The 15,664-nt window shown below is 64.2% G+C and carries 13 protein-coding genes and 3 other RNA genes; 11 read left to right on the forward strand and 5 right to left on the reverse strand.

Annotated elements, in window-relative coordinates:
• Positions 1 to 83 precede the first annotated feature (83 nt).
• The 3 genes from RQH86_RS18900 to RQH86_RS18910 form a co-directional block, all read right to left on the reverse strand.
• A non-coding RNA gene (locus tag RQH86_RS18900) (sX9 sRNA) lies at positions 84 to 160 on the reverse strand.
• Between the two features lie 211 nt (positions 161 to 371).
• Positions 372 to 1,703 carry an aminopeptidase P N-terminal domain-containing protein gene (locus tag RQH86_RS18905; RefSeq protein ID WP_311240622.1) on the reverse strand — a complete coding sequence of 444 codons (1,332 nt, stop codon included), beginning with the start codon at positions 1,701 to 1,703 and terminating at the stop codon, positions 372 to 374.
• Positions 1,704 to 1,716: 13 nt separating this feature from the next.
• Positions 1,717 to 2,259, reverse strand: coding sequence for a YecA family protein (locus RQH86_RS18910; RefSeq protein WP_115513786.1), 543 nt, complete (start codon positions 2,257 to 2,259; stop codon positions 1,717 to 1,719).
• A gap of 237 nt (positions 2,260 to 2,496) precedes the next feature.
• Here RQH86_RS18910 and RQH86_RS18915 point away from each other — a divergent pair, with 237 nt between their 5' ends.
• From RQH86_RS18915 to RQH86_RS18950, 8 genes are all read left to right on the forward strand, one after another.
• Positions 2,497 to 2,718 (forward strand): TIGR02449 family protein, encoded by a 222-nt coding sequence (locus RQH86_RS18915; RefSeq protein WP_311240625.1) that lies wholly within the window; start codon positions 2,497 to 2,499, stop codon positions 2,716 to 2,718.
• The gene (locus RQH86_RS18920) at positions 2,715 to 3,014 is read left to right on the forward strand and encodes a cell division protein ZapA (protein ID WP_311240621.1); all 300 of its coding nucleotides are present in this window, start codon (positions 2,715 to 2,717) and stop codon (positions 3,012 to 3,014) included. The genes RQH86_RS18915 and RQH86_RS18920 overlap by 4 nt, the downstream gene beginning before the upstream one ends.
• Before the next feature lie 96 nt (positions 3,015 to 3,110).
• Positions 3,111 to 3,294: non-coding RNA, 6S RNA (gene ssrS / locus RQH86_RS18925), on the forward strand.
• A gap of 846 nt (positions 3,295 to 4,140) precedes the next feature.
• Positions 4,141 to 4,731, forward strand: a complete 591-nt coding sequence (locus RQH86_RS18930) for a 5-formyltetrahydrofolate cyclo-ligase (RefSeq protein ID WP_311240620.1) — start codon at positions 4,141 to 4,143, stop codon at positions 4,729 to 4,731.
• Positions 4,728 to 5,198, forward strand: a complete 471-nt coding sequence (locus RQH86_RS18935) for an EVE domain-containing protein (RefSeq protein WP_311240619.1) — start codon at positions 4,728 to 4,730, stop codon at positions 5,196 to 5,198. Before RQH86_RS18930 ends, RQH86_RS18935 begins: the two co-directional genes overlap by 4 nt.
• A gap of 127 nt (positions 5,199 to 5,325) precedes the next feature.
• Entirely contained in the window at positions 5,326 to 5,973 is a 648-nt protein-coding gene (gene rpiA, locus RQH86_RS18940) for a ribose-5-phosphate isomerase RpiA (protein WP_311240618.1), read from the forward strand.
• Positions 5,974 to 6,224: 251 nt separating this feature from the next.
• Positions 6,225 to 6,671 carry a DUF192 domain-containing protein gene (locus RQH86_RS18945; RefSeq protein ID WP_115554515.1) on the forward strand — a complete coding sequence of 149 codons (447 nt, stop codon included), beginning with the start codon at positions 6,225 to 6,227 and terminating at the stop codon, positions 6,669 to 6,671.
• A 40-nt stretch (positions 6,672 to 6,711) separates the two neighbouring features.
• Positions 6,712 to 7,593, forward strand: a complete 882-nt coding sequence (locus RQH86_RS18950) for a SirB1 family protein (protein ID WP_311240617.1) — start codon at positions 6,712 to 6,714, stop codon at positions 7,591 to 7,593.
• Between the two features lie 698 nt (positions 7,594 to 8,291).
• Here RQH86_RS18950 and RQH86_RS18955 read toward each other — a convergent pair.
• A complete protein-coding gene (locus RQH86_RS18955; RefSeq protein ID WP_082473519.1) occupies positions 8,292 to 8,483 on the reverse strand; it encodes a rubredoxin in 192 nt (63 codons plus the stop codon).
• A 72-nt stretch (positions 8,484 to 8,555) separates the two neighbouring features.
• On the opposite strand from RQH86_RS18955, the gene thiE reads away from it, so the two are divergent.
• Both thiE and RQH86_RS18965 read left to right on the forward strand, forming a co-directional pair.
• Positions 8,556 to 9,179, forward strand: a complete 624-nt coding sequence (gene thiE / locus RQH86_RS18960) for a thiamine phosphate synthase (RefSeq protein WP_311240615.1) — start codon at positions 8,556 to 8,558, stop codon at positions 9,177 to 9,179.
• A 1,280-nt stretch (positions 9,180 to 10,459) separates the two neighbouring features.
• Positions 10,460 to 10,535, forward strand: a non-coding RNA gene (locus RQH86_RS18965) — sX9 sRNA.
• A 4-nt stretch (positions 10,536 to 10,539) separates the two neighbouring features.
• On the opposite strand, the gene RQH86_RS18970 is transcribed toward RQH86_RS18965, so the two are convergent.
• Complete coding sequence (locus RQH86_RS18970) at positions 10,540 to 13,722, reverse strand: TonB-dependent receptor plug domain-containing protein (RefSeq protein ID WP_055848545.1); 3,183 nt, start codon at positions 13,720 to 13,722, stop codon at positions 10,540 to 10,542.
• A gap of 305 nt (positions 13,723 to 14,027) precedes the next feature.
• Here RQH86_RS18970 and hemL point away from each other — a divergent pair, with 305 nt between their 5' ends.
• Positions 14,028 to 15,317 (forward strand): glutamate-1-semialdehyde 2,1-aminomutase, encoded by a 1,290-nt coding sequence (gene hemL / locus RQH86_RS18975; RefSeq protein WP_311240373.1) that lies wholly within the window; start codon positions 14,028 to 14,030, stop codon positions 15,315 to 15,317.
• The last annotated feature ends 347 nt before the right edge of the window (positions 15,318 to 15,664 follow it).

Below are 15,664 nucleotides of genomic sequence, written 5' to 3' on the forward strand. Positions count from 1 at the left end.
TTGTGCTTACGGCGCGTCAGGCAAGGGCACATCGATGGCGCACGCGCTGGTTGGAAGCACGCTCGGCGCGAATCATTAAGATCGGCTCACACAACGCAGCGAGTCGTCGTCAGGTGGATGAGGACGACGCACTCAGAAACGAAGTGCACGCGCGGTACATGCCGTGCCGAGCACCAGCCAAGCCTGCCTGGCGACTGCACAGTCGTCTTGTTAGCTGCTCCGAGTCCATCCCACATCTTGAGTTGCGTGTGCGGTTGCGCCGGCTGATCAGCCGATTGCGGTGACGCATCGCAACGCCAAGCGTCCAGCGTCTGTGTGGAAGGTGCTGACGGCAACGCGGCTGGCGATCCAGACGCTCGACCTGTCAGCAACTACACCCGGACGCCGGCCATCTCCGCTTCGATCTCATCGGCGCTGCGCGCAAGCGCATCGGTGAGCACGCGGTGCCCATCGGCGGTGATCAGCACATTGTCTTCGGTGCGGATGCCGATGCCGCGCCACTTGGCGTCCACGCTCGTATCGTCAGTCGAGACATACAGCCCTGGCTCGATGGTGAACACCATGCCGGGCTCCAGCAGGCGCGAGTCGCCGGCCAAGCGGTAATCGCCGACATCGTGCACATCCAGACCCAGCCAATGCCCGGTCTTGTGCCGATAGAACCGCTTGTACTGCTCCTCGGCAATGTTGCGCTCCAACTTGCCCTTGAGCAGGCCCAGGCGCAGCAGCCCCTCGGTCAGGGTTTCCACTGCAGCCAGATGGCCGGCCTCGTACGCCACGCCAGGACGCGCCTGTGCGAGCGCAGCCGCCTGCGCCGCATCGACCAGCGCGTGCAGCGCGCGCTGCGCGGGCGTGAAGCGGCCGTTGACCGGGAAGGTACGGGTGATATCGGCTGCATAACCGCGGTATTCGGCACCGGCATCGATCAGCACCAGCTCGCCTTCGCGGCTGCGCGCATTGTTGGCGCGGTAATGCAGCACACACGCGTTGCTGCCGGTGCCGACGATGCTGCCGTACGCAGGCCATGCATCGGCAGCGCGGAATTCGCGCTCCACCTCGGCCTGCAGTTCGTACTCGTGCACGCCCGGGCGCGCCAGCCGCATCGCCGCACGGTGCGCACGCACGCTTATGTCAGCGGCCTGCTGCATCAAGGCGATTTCGTCGCGCGATTTGAACAGGCGCTGCTCGTGCAGCAGATGCCCAAGCTCCAGAAATTCGTGCGGCGGCTGCGCGCCATGACGCACCTGCTCGCGCACCCGCTTGAGCCAGCCGATCAACTTGAGATCGAAATCGACATCGCGCCCGAAGTGATAATAGACCCGGGTGCGGCCTTCCAGCAATCCGGGCAGGATCTCGTCCACGTCGTCGATGGGGTACGCATCGTCCATGCCGTAGCGTTCCACCGCCCCTTCCTGGCCCTCGCGCGGGCCATCCCAGGCTTCGCGCTCGGCATCGCGCTCGCGGCAGAACAGGATCGCTTCGCCATGCTTGCGCCCGGGCACCAACACCAGCACTGCTTCCGGCTCGGGAAACCCGCTCAGATACAAGAAGTCCGAATCCTGCCGATACGGGTAATGGGTGTCGTGGCTGCGGATGCGCTCGGGCGCAGCCGGCAGGATCAGGATGGCCTGCTCGCCGGCCATCTGCATGAGCTGCTTGCGCCGGCGCGCGTATTCGGCCGCGCCGATCCCGGTGAGCTTTTTCATATCGGTGCGGCGATCAGTTCAAGCGTTGACGGAAACGCGGCCCCATTACGCAGTCGCCATGCAGCAACAGCACTGCCACGCGCACGAACTCTTCGATCTCGGCCAGTGCGGTGTCGTCTTCTTCGCCGGCATCGAAGTCGTCGCTGGAGGCCTGCGCCAGACGCGCCAGATCCTGCAACGCTTCCTCGCCCTCTTCGCTCAGCGCCGGGCGCTGCTGCGCGGCCAGCCCGAAACCGCCCAGAAACGCGCGGCACCAGTCGAACAAGGCATCGGTGCGCGCCGGCAGCGGGGCGCCGTCTTCGACCAGCAGCAGCTCGAACGCGAAATCGCGATCTTCCAGCTGCGCCACCGTGACCTGGCGCATCTGATCCAGAGCGCCCCCCTGTTTGGGCGACACCTGCGCGGTGTCGGCCAGGATGCGCGCTAGCCAGTCGCCGCTGTCGGCACCACCGCCGGACAGCCATCCACATAGCCCGCCATGCAACTCCGCCGCAGAGGACGCCAGCGCGAGCTGACGACTTTCAGTTTGCACAGCGGTTACGTCAGGCAGATCCATCGACTCATCCAGGCTAAGGGCAGAAGGCGCCCACGCATGCGCGGGCGATCAGACTTCCCAGTGTATCAAGGCACCCCGTATCGGCTGCTACCGCGACGTTCCATGCAGCGTTCCACGCGCGCTACGCCGGACTGGCGCGATCTGGCCCAAGGCCTTGGCGGGCTTGGCCTGACGGCACGTAAGCCACCGGTCGTCCGGCGCTTGACCGCCGCGCGCACGCGCCCCTATCGTGAGCGCATGGATAACGCTGCCGCCCTCGCTCAACTCCGCGCACTTACCGCCCGCGTGGAGGCGTTGGTCGAGCGAACTCAACGGCTGACCGACGAAAACCGCAGCCTGCGGCACCAACAGGAACAGCTGATCGGCGAGCGCTCGCAGCTGCTGACCAAGAACGAGCAGGCCCGTTCGCGGGTGGAAGCCATGATCGTACGGTTGAAGTCATTGGAGCAGCACACGTGAGTACCACCGAGCCGGTCAGCGTGCGTATTCTGGATCGTGAATACACGGTTGGCGTGACCGCAGAAGAGCGCGAGAGTCTCACCGCCGCAGCGCGGCTGCTGGATCTGCGCATGCGCGAGATTCGCGGCAGCAACCGTATGGCGGCGGTGGATCGCGTCGCGGTGCTGGCCGCACTCAATCTTGCGCACGAACTGCAGCAGGTGCGCGATCAGCAGGCGATCTACGATCGCGAACTGGCCAACACGCTCGACACCTTGAATCGTCGTCTGGACAGCGTTGCCGACACGCCGCGTTGAGGCCTACGTCGCAGTGTCGTCGCAAAGATGAACTTTGCAGGGCGCGCGCCGACGAATGGGCTAGCCATCGCGCAGCAGAGGTCTATAATTCGATTGCGTTCTCTGCTGTAAACGACAGCGTGCAAAACATTCGCCTTGTCCCTTAATTACGACCATGGGGGCGCGACGAAGCCGGGTGTGCAAGTCCGCCTTGTAGCGGGAAGCCCGATGGCCTCACAACGTCCCCACTTGAACCCCGGGTTCAAGGTCGTTTCGCCCGCATCGTCACGGCGGAGAATGCAAATCTGAAACGGCGCCTTCGGGCGTCGTTTCTTTTTGTGCGTTCGTCTTTTTGTGCGCTCGAAGCCTGTCTGTTTGTGCATCCACCGCTTGCAACTAAGGTCTGAGCATGAGCTTGCGGCAGTGATGCCATGTGCGTTTGCACGCTATCTGTGCTCGCGCAGCTATGCCCTGGCGCGTTTACGCCGATTGACACCGCACTGATGCGACGCGTCGCCGGATTGCCGCGGCCATGCCACTGCCCACCGACTCCGTGCTGGGATCGCAGGTACGCGAACCCGAACCCAACACCGCCGAATCGGCACCGTACGCCGATTGACACCGCACTGGTGCGACGCGTCGCCGGATGCCGCGACCATGCCACTGCCCACCGACTCCGTGCTGGGATCGCCGGTGCGCGAACCCGAACCCAACACCGCCGAATCGGCACCGAAGGCGATGCGTGCGCCTTGCACCGCTGCACTTAGGCCTGGTCGCACCTGAACTCATCTCCTTTCGTCGGTTCGATTTCCAATAAAGCCCAGTTGGTGGTTCCGCAGCGCCTGCGCTTCCAGTGACGAAGCCAGATCCTTGCCGCGCGCAGCAGTCCAACCCATCGCGCCACGCGCTCCTGCGAGGATGGTCCACGTGCCGATGGCGCGGCCGCGTGCATGACCACCCACGCATGACGTCGCGCACGCGATGCAATCAGGTGGCCTGTCATGAGAGTGATCCATACGACGACATCGCCAAAAAGATCGGCTCGCATGAAACTCGACGGACTGCCGGCACGCCCCTCCGGACACACCGCTAGGCAGGTGGACGCCTGCCGCCGACAATGTGTCTCCCTCACCGCCGCGAGACCCCAATGACCGAGGACCGAGAGGCGTTGCGCCAGCAGCTACGCGCGCAGCGGCGCAGCCTGCCGGCCACGCAGCGTCTGGCCGCTGCCGATGCACTGGCCGAGCAGTTGCTGGCGCTGCCGTTTGCGCCGCAGACCGGCGCGGTGGCCGGCTACTGGGCGATGGATGGCGAGATCGCCTTGCATCGCTGGCAACTGACCCTGCCGGACGGCGTGCAGTATTGCCTACCGGTGCTGGACGGCCGCGTGTTGCGCTTTGCGCCGTGGCGGCCGGGCCAGGGCCTGGTCAGCAATCGCTACGGCATTCCCGAGCCGGACGTGGAGCGCACCGAGCTGCTTGCACCCGAAGAGATGGCGCTGGTAGTGACCCCGCTCACCGGTTTCGACGCCGCGTGTCGGCGGCTGGGCATGGGGGGTGGCTGGTATGATCGCAGCTTCGCGTTCCGGCATCGCCAGGCGCCACCGCCCTGGCTGGTCGGCGTCGGCTTCGCTGCGCAACAGGTGCCTGCCTTGCCGACCGAATCCTGGGACGTGGCGATGGATGCCATCTGTACCGAACACGCCACTTTCCTGAAAGACGACACACTCTCTGTATGACTGCCCGCAAGCGCTATTGGTTGATGAAGTCCGAGCCGGACACGTTTTCCATCGATGATCTGGAGCGTGTGGGCACCGAGCCGTGGAACGGCGTACGCAATTACCAGGCGCGCAATTTCATGCGCGACGGCATGCAGGTCGGCGATGGCGTGTTGTTTTATCACTCCAACTGCAAGGTGCCCGGCATCGTCGGCATCGCCAAGGTGGCGAGCGCGGCGTACCCGGACGACACCCAGTTCGACCCCACGTCCGATTACCACGACCCCAAGGCCAGCCGCGAAGACCCGCGCTGGATGCTGGTGGACGTGGCGTTCGAGCGCAAACTCAAACGCACGATTTCGCTGGACGAGATCAAGCAGCACGCCGATGCGCTGGGCGAAGGCTTTCCGCTGATTGCGCGCGGCAACCGCCTATCGATCCTGCCGGTGACTGCCGCGCAGTGGAAATTGTTGCTGGCGATGGAGTAGCCGGGAGTAGGGATTCGGGAGTTGCGATTTGCAAATCCCGGCCCAGCCCAGCCGCTCTTGCGATTCCCGATTCCCGATTCCCGATTCCCGATTCCCGATTCCCGACTTCCTAATCCCGAGCCCCAACATGTCCGAAGCAAAACGCCTGGCCGCCGAGAAGGCAATCGATTACGTGGAAGACGGCATGATCGTCGGTGTCGGCACCGGTTCGACGGTGGCCTACTTCATCGATGCGCTGGGGCGTATCGGCCATCGCATCAAGGGGGCAGTGTCCAGCTCCGAACAAAGCACCGCGCGCCTGCGCCAGCACGGCATCGAGGTGCTGGATCTCAACCACACCGGCACGCTGTCGCTGTATGTGGACGGCGCCGACGAGTGCGACCCGAACCGCTGCCTGATCAAGGGCGGCGGTGCGGCGCTGACGCGCGAGAAGATCATTGCCGAAGCCAGCGAACGCTTCATCTGCATCGTCGACCCCAGCAAGCAAGTTCCGGTGCTGGGCAAATTTCCGCTGCCGGTGGAAGTGATTCCGATGGCGCGTAGCCTGGTGGCCCGCCAGATTCTGGCGCTCACCGGCGGCCAGCCGGTGTGGCGCGATGGCGTGGTCACCGACAACGGCAACGTGGTGCTGGACGTGCACAACCTGCAGATCACCGACCCGGTGGCGCTGGAGCGCAGCGTGAACCAGATTCCCGGCGTGGTCTGCGTGGGTTTGTTCGCGCGCCGCCCGGCCGATGTGGTGATCGTCGGCGGCGAGCCGCCGCGCGTGCTCTAACGCGGCTGGCCGTTGCCCGCCTACCGCACGGGACCTTGTGCGGCATGGATGCCGCCTACGCGCCTTCCTGGATGGATTCACGGCGTGTCCCCTGCCGGTAGGCGGGCAGCGGCGCAGCAGCCAAGCCGCAGATCAACCGCCGAATCGATCTCGACGCGTGCGCGACCAACACGCACGTACCCATGCGCCGGCTTGACGCACGCCGGTGCATGGCAGAAGGTGCGCCATCCCTCGCCCCGTCGGTATGCCGCATGCGCCCTGTCCGCTTCCTCGTTCTTGCGTGTCTGATCCTGCTCGGCGGCTGCGCCAGCAGCGGTCCCTGGGTGGAACTGGCCGGCGCCCGCTATCAGGTGGAGCTGGCGCAGAACGATGCCGACCGCACCAAGGGGCTGATGTTCCGCGATGCCATGGATGAAGATCGCGGCATGCTGTTCATCCACGACCGCCAGGAGCCGATGGCGTACTGGATGAAGAACACCAAGATCGCGCTGGACATCCTGTATTTCGACGATCAGCGCCGGCTGGTGTCGCAGCAGCGCAATGTGCCGCCCTGTTCGGCCGGCGATGCCTGCCCGCCTTACCCCAGCAAGGCGCCGGCTCGCTATGTGCTGGAGCTCAATGCCGGCCAGGCGGCCAAGCTCAACCTGCAGGACGGGGCGGAACTTGGTTTCAGTGCGGATATTCCCAAGCTGAAGTGATTCACAGCGATGCGGTGTCTCCTGTCAGGAAGTACCGGACTTGAACCCCGCGCCGCTTGCCGACACTCTTGTCGACATGGTCGACATGCTCCCACTTCCCCATTGGACCGCGCTCGCCAGCCTGGACGACGATGCGGTGCCGTTGATGTCCACCGCGCTGCTGATCGCGCGCGACGAGTATCCGCAGCTGGACGCCGAGCTATACGACACGCTGGTGCAGAGCCACGTCGAGCATCTGCGCCGCGAAGTGGATGCGATCGATCTGTGGCCGTTGAAGATGGCCGCGGTCAATCGCTACCTGTTCGATGAGCTGGGCTACTCGGGCAATCACGACGAGTACTACGACCCGCGCAACAGCTATCTCAACCAGGTATTCGAGCGCCGGCTGGGCAATCCGATCTCGCTGGCGATGGTGCAGATCGAAGTGGCCCGGCGCCTGGGCATCCCGTTGGCGGGCGTGTCGTTCCCGGGACATTTCCTGGTGCGGCTGCCGGTGGACGACGGCGTACTGGTGATGGACCCGTTCAATGGCGGTCGCCCGTTGGGCGTGGACGAGCTACGCGAACGCGCGCGCCCGCACCTGGGGGGCGAAATTCCCGACGACCGCGCTTTGGCGCAGATTCTCGATCCCGCCCCACACCGGGCGATCCTGATCCGCATCCTGCGCAATCTGCACGGCGTCTACGCCGATGCCGAACACTGGGACCGCGCCGCACGCAGCGCCGACCGCATCCTGAAGCTGGTACCAGACCAACCCGAAGCGCTGCGCGACCGCGGCATGGCCTACCTGCACCTGGGCCACCGCAACGGTGCGCGGCATGACCTGACGCGTTATCTGCTGCTCAACCCCAGCGCGCAGGATGCTGCAAACCTGCACGAACATCTGGTGGAATTGAACAGCCAGCGCGCTCGCTCGCACTGACTATTGCCGTCGGGAAACAGCCCCACCCACTAGTGGGGCTTACCTTGAGCCGACCGTGGCAGCTGATACGCGGTTATATACTCGCCGTTCGCGCCATATATAACGATATTATTATAATTGGCATCACTGTAAACCATGTGCGCATGGCAAGGACAGTTTGCCTGGGCTGTCAGCGTTCCATTCGATTGCAGAGTGGCGTCTTGCGCACTCGTTGCTATGGGCAGTCGGGATGCTGCGCCTGGCACAAGCGATAGCACCGCCAGCACATCGTCATTCAGCGCGTTGATCTGAAGAAATTTAAGCCCAGCCTTTTCGAAAACGTAGGCTTTGAAGCGCGGTGACAGGCTCAGATTCGCCTTACCCGCCGGCAACCGCTCACCCAAGCCCTGAATCAGGGACGGTTGGTCGGCCGTGGACGCACTCGCCCCGAATGGAGCTGCAAGGGCCAAGGCCAAGAACATCGTACGCGGCGATATCTTCAACATAAAAATCCTTTTTAGTATTGAAGCGATTTCGGAACCTTGCCCAGCACAGGTACCAGCCGAAAAGCAACGGAGGTTATTGCAGCGACTGCTGGCTACCCAGCAAGGCTACTCTTGTGAAATTCGGATTTCCAATTCCGCACAGCTCTTATCCAGCGAGATCATTCCATTAGTCTCCAAAGATAAGATCAATAAGATTTATCTGTCAGCGTCTCTTCAATCGATCTCCACCATCTCGAAGTCTTCCTTGGTCACGCCGCAATCTGGGCAGGTCCAGGTGTCGGGCACGTCTTGCCAGGCCGTGCCGGGGGCGATGCCTTCTTCGGGGATGCCGTCGGCCTCGTGATAGAGAAATCCGCAGACGACGCACATCCAGGTGCGGTAGGTGGTGGTGGATGTGTCGCTCATTGGATAATCGCGGTCACGCAACGGTGGGACCTGCATTGTCCCATCCCACCTATCGCTTTCGGAAGCGCTGCCATGCCCCAGCTGCAAGACGCCCGCGGCGTCTACCTGATCACCCCCGATGACGCCGATACGCCGCGCCTGCTTGCGCGTACAGCGCCGCTGTTGTCGGGCATCACCTGGCTGCAGTACCGCAACAAGCAGGCGGACGCGGCACTACGGCTGCAGCAGGCCAGCGCCCTGCGCGAGGCCTGCGCCGCCCATGGCGTGCCGCTGATCATCAACGACGATGCGCCGCTGGCAGCGCAGGTCGGCGCGCACGGCGTGCACCTGGGCGAAGACGATGGCGATGTGGCGGCGGCACGCGTGCTGCTGGGGGCGCGGGCAATCATCGGTGTGTCGTGCTACGACGAGATCGATCGCGCGCGCGTCGCGGCCGCCGCAGGCGCCAGCTACGTCGCGTTCGGCGCGTTTTTCCCCACCACTACCAAACAAACGACCCGTCGCGCCACGCCCGCGCTGCTGCAACAGGCGGCCAACCTCGGCGTGCCGCGGGTGGCCATCGGCGGGATCGCGCCGCCGCAGGTCGGTGAGCTGGTCGCTGCAGGCGCCGAGTTGATTGCCGTGGTCAGCGGCATCTATGCCGCACCCGACCCGGTTGCTGCATTGCAGGCGTATCGAGCCGGGTTTGCGCAATAGCATCGCTGGCGGATGACAGCGTTACGGGCGGCCCGCGCCACTCCAGACAGAAGAACGTCTGGAACACGCGTGCGACCGCGCTTGCGAAGCGTTGCTTTGTCTGGAGGCGATCGAATGCCAGCGCAACACTGCAGTGTCGAGGATACGGTGCCCTCGCCATTCCAGACAGAAGCTAGGGTCGGGAGTATGCGTAAGACCGCGATGTCCAAGTGTCACTTTATCTGAAGGCGATCGAATGCCAGGGCAACACCGCAGGATCGAAGGCACAGTGCCCTCGCCATTCCAGACAGAAGCTAGGGTCGGGAGTATGCGTAAGACCGCGATGTCAAAGCGTCGCTTTGTCTGAAGGCGATCGAATGCCAGGGCAACACTGCAGGATCCAGGGCACGCTGCCCTCGCCATTCCAGACCGAAGCTAGATGCGTAAGACCGCAATGTCTGTCGGAATGCGATCGAATGTAGGGGGTAATATCGCGGGATCGAGGGCACGGTGCCCTCGCCAGGACGATGGTCGGTGCCTGGATAGAAAGCTGATTGCAGCACCTCGCGCCGGCTGCCCCCTGTGGGTCGCATCGTCATCGCATTCAACAGACGCTGGCGCAGAGAGGCCTGAAGCTGGCACCCATCGCATACGCATAGCAACGCCGTGCACCGCTCGCACCACGCACACCGCCCCTCTCGACAGGTCCTTGCCCGCCCGCCCTCGCGGGACCTTTGGCGGCATGGATGCCGCCAAAGAGCCTACAGGGACGTACTTGCGGCGTGTCCCGCGAGGGCGGGCGGGCAAGGACCCTGCAGCCAAGCCGCAGACCTGCCGCTCTGCTATTGATCTGTCTGCGCGACCAAGCCACGCACTGCCAAGACAATCGCACTTCGCATCGTGCGTCCTTCAGATGCAATCCATCGCCGAATCAACAATGCAGCAAGTCGAGCGTGCGGCGCCTCGCCGCTTACCGGACACGCAGTGCTGTATCCGTGGAGTCTCCGTAGCCGCATCCATGCCACCACAGGGTTCTGCAAGCGTCGAGGACACCGCACCGTGCAGTTGATCGGGATGGGTTGGAAGGCGAGTTGTTGTGCAGACCGTGTCGAGTTGCTGCGGCGAGTCGCTAGTCAACCCGGAAGATCGAACCAACTGAACACCCTATCGCCCCAACGAAAAACAGCGACGCGTACAAAACGCGTCGCTGCCAGAACACAGTTCTTCGAAGCTATCGCTACGAGCCGCTAACAACGCTACTACGTCGCTGCCAGGCGGGTGCAGCCGGTACTCGGATCGGTATGTACTGCGCGTACGCGCCGCATCTGAGTGCGCCGTCCACACCCGCCTGGCAACTGCTTGCTACGTTTTTTAGCCGCGCTTAGAAGTCGTAGCTCAATGTCACCCGGCCCGAGCGCGGCGCCTGGTAAGCCACCACCTGATTCCACAGCGGGTTGGTGGTGTTGTCGGGCAATTGCGAGAACGGGTAGATGTTGGTTGCGGTCTGCTCGTTGGTGATGTTGAACACATCGAAGCGCAGCGCCAGCTTGCCGTCGGCGAACGCCGGCTTGTAGGTCACGCCCATGTCGAGCTGGGCGATCCAGCCCAGGCGGCCCTGCGAACCGGGAGGCGATGCACTGCCGGTGCCGGTTTCCGGGTTGTAGCAGTAGTGGTACGGCCCGCCAGTGATCGCACTGCCGCCATAGCCGGCCGGATCGCGGCCGCTGTACTCGGTGCCGTAGTAGTTACCCAGGCAGTTATGCGGCGCGCCGGAGATCAGGCTGAAATTGGCCGAAGCGCCCCACTGCGGATTGAACTGGTAGAAGCCGAACAGCTTGAGCTGATGACGGTGGTCGTTGGATTGATCACCATTGAAGTGCTCCATCAACGCCGCATGGTCCCAGCTCTGCGTGGTCGACACCGACGCCTGGCCCTGGTAACTGCCCAACGCGCCGCCGGTGCGCCACAGATCCGAACGCACCTGGCCTTCGGTGGTGCCGTAGCTATGCGACCAGACATAGTTGACCTTGGCGTACCACTGACCGTCGAACGGACGCTCCAGGTTGAATTCCACCGCCGAATAGTTGCGCTTGAACTTCGGGAAGCCCGCCGCCTCACGGCTCACCGATACCTCGTGGAACTGGCCGTCGGTACCGATCACGCCCCAGGTATTGGTCTGGCCAGGATTGATCAGCGATGCACCGGCAACTTGCGAGAAGTCGATGGTGACGCCTTGCGCCGCCGCGGCGTTGATCAGCGCCGTGTTGGAGACGTCGTAGTTCTGATCGTCGATGCCGGCATTGAGACGACGATGCGTGCCGCGCACGCCCAGCACCCAGCCACTTTCGAGTTGCTTGGTAAAGCCGAGAATGACCTCGTCCTGATTCTCGCCTTCGATATCCTTGGCCACCGCAGTGCGCACATCGGCAATGCGGCCGAAACGCGAGTTGGCCGACACCGCAGAACCCAGTTGCTGCGCCAGCACCGGCGTGCCATCGGCATTGATGCCGCTGTAGGTGAAGTAAGTGTCGGTGGTGGTGGCCGGGGTGAACAGGCTCACCGCCGACAGCGGCAGACCGAGGTAGTAACGGCCGAGGTTACCGAACACCTTCAGGCTGGAATCGCCATTGACGTCCCAGCTGAAGCCCAATCGCGGTGCCCAGGCATTGTCCACTTCGATATAGGGGTCGCCGAACGGGGTGTAGTTGGTGAACTCGTCCTTGCGCAGGCCGATGCTCAACAGCAGGTTGTCGGTGACCTGCCACTTGTCTTCGATGTAATACGCGCGTTGCTTGGCTTCGTACGAGTACAGGCTGGTGTTGATGTTGCGCACCGCGTAATAGCCGCTGGAGCCGTTGACCGGGTCGACCAGGCCGGGGCTTGGTGCGCCGATGCCGCCGGCTTCGTTGGCCGACTGGCTGACCAATCCGCCGGTGGCCAGTCCGTTGGGATCGTTGGTCTGGCCGTAGGTCCACGCAAAGCCGGGGCCGGACAGCACCGAGCCGACATCGATGCCTTCGGACTTCTGGTTGTCGATACCGAAGTTGAGCGTGTGGTGGCCGAGACGCCATTCCAGATTCAGGCGCTGATTGTCTTTTTTGTACTCGCGATCGGGCGAACTGACCGAGGTCACCAGCTGATTGCCGATGCGCGGCGTGCCGCCGGTATACGCCGGATTCTGCAGTGCGGCGCTGTTGATGACAGGGCCACCAGCCGCGTCGTAGTTGAACGGGGTCAGTTCGTCGGGCGTTGTCATCTTGCCGTACAGCGCGGTCACGGTGAGGTTGTCGCCGAGGTAGCCGGTGTACTTGCCGGTGAACAGCGTGGGGCCGGTTTTCCAGGTGGATTCGTCGGTGAAGTAACTGCCGCGCTGGCGGTCGACATAGTTGTAACGATAGATCGAGCCGTTGGTCTCTGCCTTGTCGCTGGCACCGGTCACCTCGATCAGGTGGTTGTCGGTGATGTTCCAGTCCACCTTGGCGTACCAGCGCTTTTGCTTGTAATCGTAGTCGGTGAGGCCACCGGTGCGACCGTTGTCGGTGTCGCGATTGGTGCCCACGCGCACGCCGTCCGAATCCACCTGCTCGGCGGCCAGGAAGAAGAACAATTTGTCCTGGATGATTGGCCCGCCGACGTAGGCGCTATAGGTGGTCTGGTTGGCTTCCGCCTCGCTGGCCGGCTGGTACAGGCCGTTGGCTGCTCGCGCGTAGCGGTAAGCGGCGTTGTTGACGGTGCTGCCCTGGCTATCCGGGCGCCAGTAGATATCGCGCTGATTGGCGCGCAAGCCGTTCGGCTCCCAGATGACCGCTGCGCCGAACTTCCATTCGTTGGTGCCGCGCTTGCCGATCTGGTTGATCACGCCACCATTGGCGCGACCGTATTGCGCGCCATAGCCGCCGGTGAAGATTTCCTGCTGATCGATGGCGCCGTACGGCAGGGTCAGACCACCCAGGTTGTTGCTGATGGTGGTGGTGTTGAAGCCGTTGAGGTAATACGCGTTTTCGCTGGCGGCCGAGCCGCCGAAGCTGGGCAGCGAACCACCGAGCGGGCCGTTGTCGAAGCCACCGCTGTTGACCACCACGCCCGGCGCCAGCAGCGCGATCGCTTCGGCGGTGCGGCCCAGCGGAAGTTGCTGCAGCTGTTCGGCGGTGATCACGGTGCGCGTGTCCACGCTGCTGACGTCGATGGTGGTCAGGCCGGCTGCGGTGACGGTGACGCTGTCCATGGTCTGCACGCCGCTCCCCGCGGCGTTGGCGGCGGCAAACGACACATCGGTGTTGGCGCCGACGGTGATGCTGACGTTCTCGCGAGTTTCCACCACCGCGCCATCGCGCTTGACCGTTACCTTGTAGGTGCCCAGCGGCAGGTTGCCGGCGGTGTAGCGGCCGCGCGCATCCACCGGCACTTCGCGACTGAGGCCGCTGTTGTTTTCCACCACCACGCTGGTGCCATTGCCCTGCCCCACGCTGCCGACGATGCTGCCGGTGGTCGACTGCGCGTGTGCACTGCCGATGGCCACAACCAGCGCCAACGCCAAAGCACGCTTCTGGATACTACGGTTCATGCGTTCTCCCCAAGATGGAAACTGCCGGCAACGCGGCTAAATGAACGGGGCCAACGGCCACCGCAATCACACTTTCTGAACCTCGGCAGCGGGGCGCCAATGACCGCACGCCATCAGCTCATACCCAAACTGTCGATACCGTCGCGTTCGATCATAGGCAGCCAAGTTCCCCTACCCGGCGGCTCCGACGGGTAGGCGGGCCTCTGCCGGGTAGGCGCGCGAGGCCGCAGGCCTGACAATGGCGGACGCGATGCCCGTTGCCGGGCGTCGATGCCCCCATCGGTATTCCTCAAGGATCTGCGCGCATGAATCACACCCGCTCCCACGCCCTGTTCGCCCAGGCGCAGACCCTGTTGCCCGGGGGCGTCAATTCACCCGTGCGGGCGTTCAAGTCGGTCGGCGGTGAGCCGTTCTTCGTGGCGCGCGCCGATGGCCCGTATCTCTATGACGTCGACGACAACCGCTACATCGATTACGTAGGCTCGTGGGGGCCGATGATCGCCGGCCACAACCACCCTGCCGTGCGCGACGCGGTGGAACGGGCGATCCGCGATGGGCTGTCGTTCGGTGCGCCCTGCGCGGCCGAGGTCACCATGGCCGAAACCATCACCCGGCTGGTGCCGTCGTGCGAGATGGTGCGCATGGTCAACTCCGGCACCGAAGCCACGCTGTCGGCGGTGCGGCTGGCGCGCGGCGCCACCGGGCGCAATCGCATCATCAAGTTCGAAGGCTGCTATCACGGCCACGGCGACTCGTTCCTGGTCAAAGCCGGCAGCGGCATGCTGACCCTAGGCGTGCCCACCTCGCCAGGCGTGCCGGCGGGCTTGAGCGAGCTGACCGCCACGCTCAGCTTCAACGACTTCGAAGGCGCCACTGCGCTGTTCGACGAGATCGGCGCAGACGTGGCGGCAGTGATCATCGAACCGGTGGTGGGCAACGCCAACTGCATTCCGCCGCTGGCCGGCTACCTGCAGCATCTGCGTACGCTGTGCACGCGGCATGGCGCGCTGCTGATCTTCGATGAAGTGATGACCGGCTTCCGCGTCGCACTGGGGGGCGCGCAGGCGCTGTACGGGGTGACGCCGGACCTGACCACCTTCGGCAAGATCATCGGCGGCGGCATGCCGGTGGGCGCGTATGGCGGCCGTCGCGACCTGATGGAGCAGATCGCGCCCTCCGGGCCGATCTATCAGGCCGGCACCTTGTCGGGCAATCCGGTGGCGATGGCGGCGGGCCTGGCGATGCTGGAGCTGGTGCAGGAGCCGGGCTTCCATGCACGTCTGAGCGAGGCCACCAGCGCGCTGTGCGAAGGCCTGGAAGATGCCGCCCACGCCGCCGGAATCGCAGTCACCACCAATCAGGTCGGCGGCATGTTCGGGCTGTTCTTCACCGACGAAATCGTGGACAGCTACGCGCAGGCCATTGCGTGCGACACCACCAGCTTCAATCGCTTCTTCCACGCGATGCTGCAGCGGGGCGTGTATCTGGCGCCGTCGGCGTACGAAGCGGGCTTCATGTCCAGCGCGCACGATGCGGCGGTGATCGACGCCACGCTTGCAGCGGCACGCGAGGCGTTTGCGGACGTGGCGCGCTAAGCGCGCCCTCGCCGACACGCGTTGCCAGCATGATCGCCGGCCGTGGCCAGCCCACGCCGGCGATCGACCAGGGCATCGACGCCACACGGGCAGTTGCAAGCGTTGAGGCGCCGCTGCAGGCCAGGCAGTGCCTGCGCGGCAAGCGATGCGTCTGCACGCGGTGAGCCTGTACTGCCCGTTCGCTTCAGCCGCTTTACGCGAACGTGCCTGTTTGCCTAATGTCACCGGAGGCAACTGACAAGGCTCCGCAGCGCCCGCACGGCGATGCGAATCGCAGTGACCGGCCTGCGCTCGCGGAGCAGCCGACGTACGCCGGCTGCGATGAATAGGCGCTGCCACTCTCCCGC

Source organism: Xanthomonas sp. WCS2018Noco2-27 (assembly GCF_031843525.1).
Classification (GTDB): domain Bacteria; phylum Pseudomonadota; class Gammaproteobacteria; order Xanthomonadales; family Xanthomonadaceae; genus Xanthomonas.

Coding starts and splice junctions, on each gene's coding strand:
- RQH86_RS18905 (WP_311240622.1), bottom strand. CDS start 1,703: ATGAAAAAGCTCACCGGGATCGGCGCGGCCGAATACGCGCGCCGGCGC.
- RQH86_RS18910 (WP_115513786.1), bottom strand. CDS start 2,259: ATGGATCTGCCTGACGTAACCGCTGTGCAAACTGAAAGTCGTCAGCTC.
- RQH86_RS18915 (WP_311240625.1), top strand. CDS start 2,497: ATGGATAACGCTGCCGCCCTCGCTCAACTCCGCGCACTTACCGCCCGC.
- RQH86_RS18930 (WP_311240620.1), top strand. CDS start 4,141: ATGACCGAGGACCGAGAGGCGTTGCGCCAGCAGCTACGCGCGCAGCGG.
- RQH86_RS18935 (WP_311240619.1), top strand. CDS start 4,728: ATGACTGCCCGCAAGCGCTATTGGTTGATGAAGTCCGAGCCGGACACG.
- rpiA (WP_311240618.1), top strand. CDS start 5,326: ATGTCCGAAGCAAAACGCCTGGCCGCCGAGAAGGCAATCGATTACGTG.
- RQH86_RS18945 (WP_115554515.1), top strand. CDS start 6,225: ATGCGCCCTGTCCGCTTCCTCGTTCTTGCGTGTCTGATCCTGCTCGGC.
- RQH86_RS18955 (WP_082473519.1), bottom strand. CDS start 8,483: ATGAGCGACACATCCACCACCACCTACCGCACCTGGATGTGCGTCGTC.
- thiE (WP_311240615.1), top strand. CDS start 8,556: ATGCCCCAGCTGCAAGACGCCCGCGGCGTCTACCTGATCACCCCCGAT.
- RQH86_RS18970 (WP_055848545.1), bottom strand. CDS start 13,722: ATGAACCGTAGTATCCAGAAGCGTGCTTTGGCGTTGGCGCTGGTTGTG.
- hemL (WP_311240373.1), top strand. CDS start 14,028: ATGAATCACACCCGCTCCCACGCCCTGTTCGCCCAGGCGCAGACCCTG.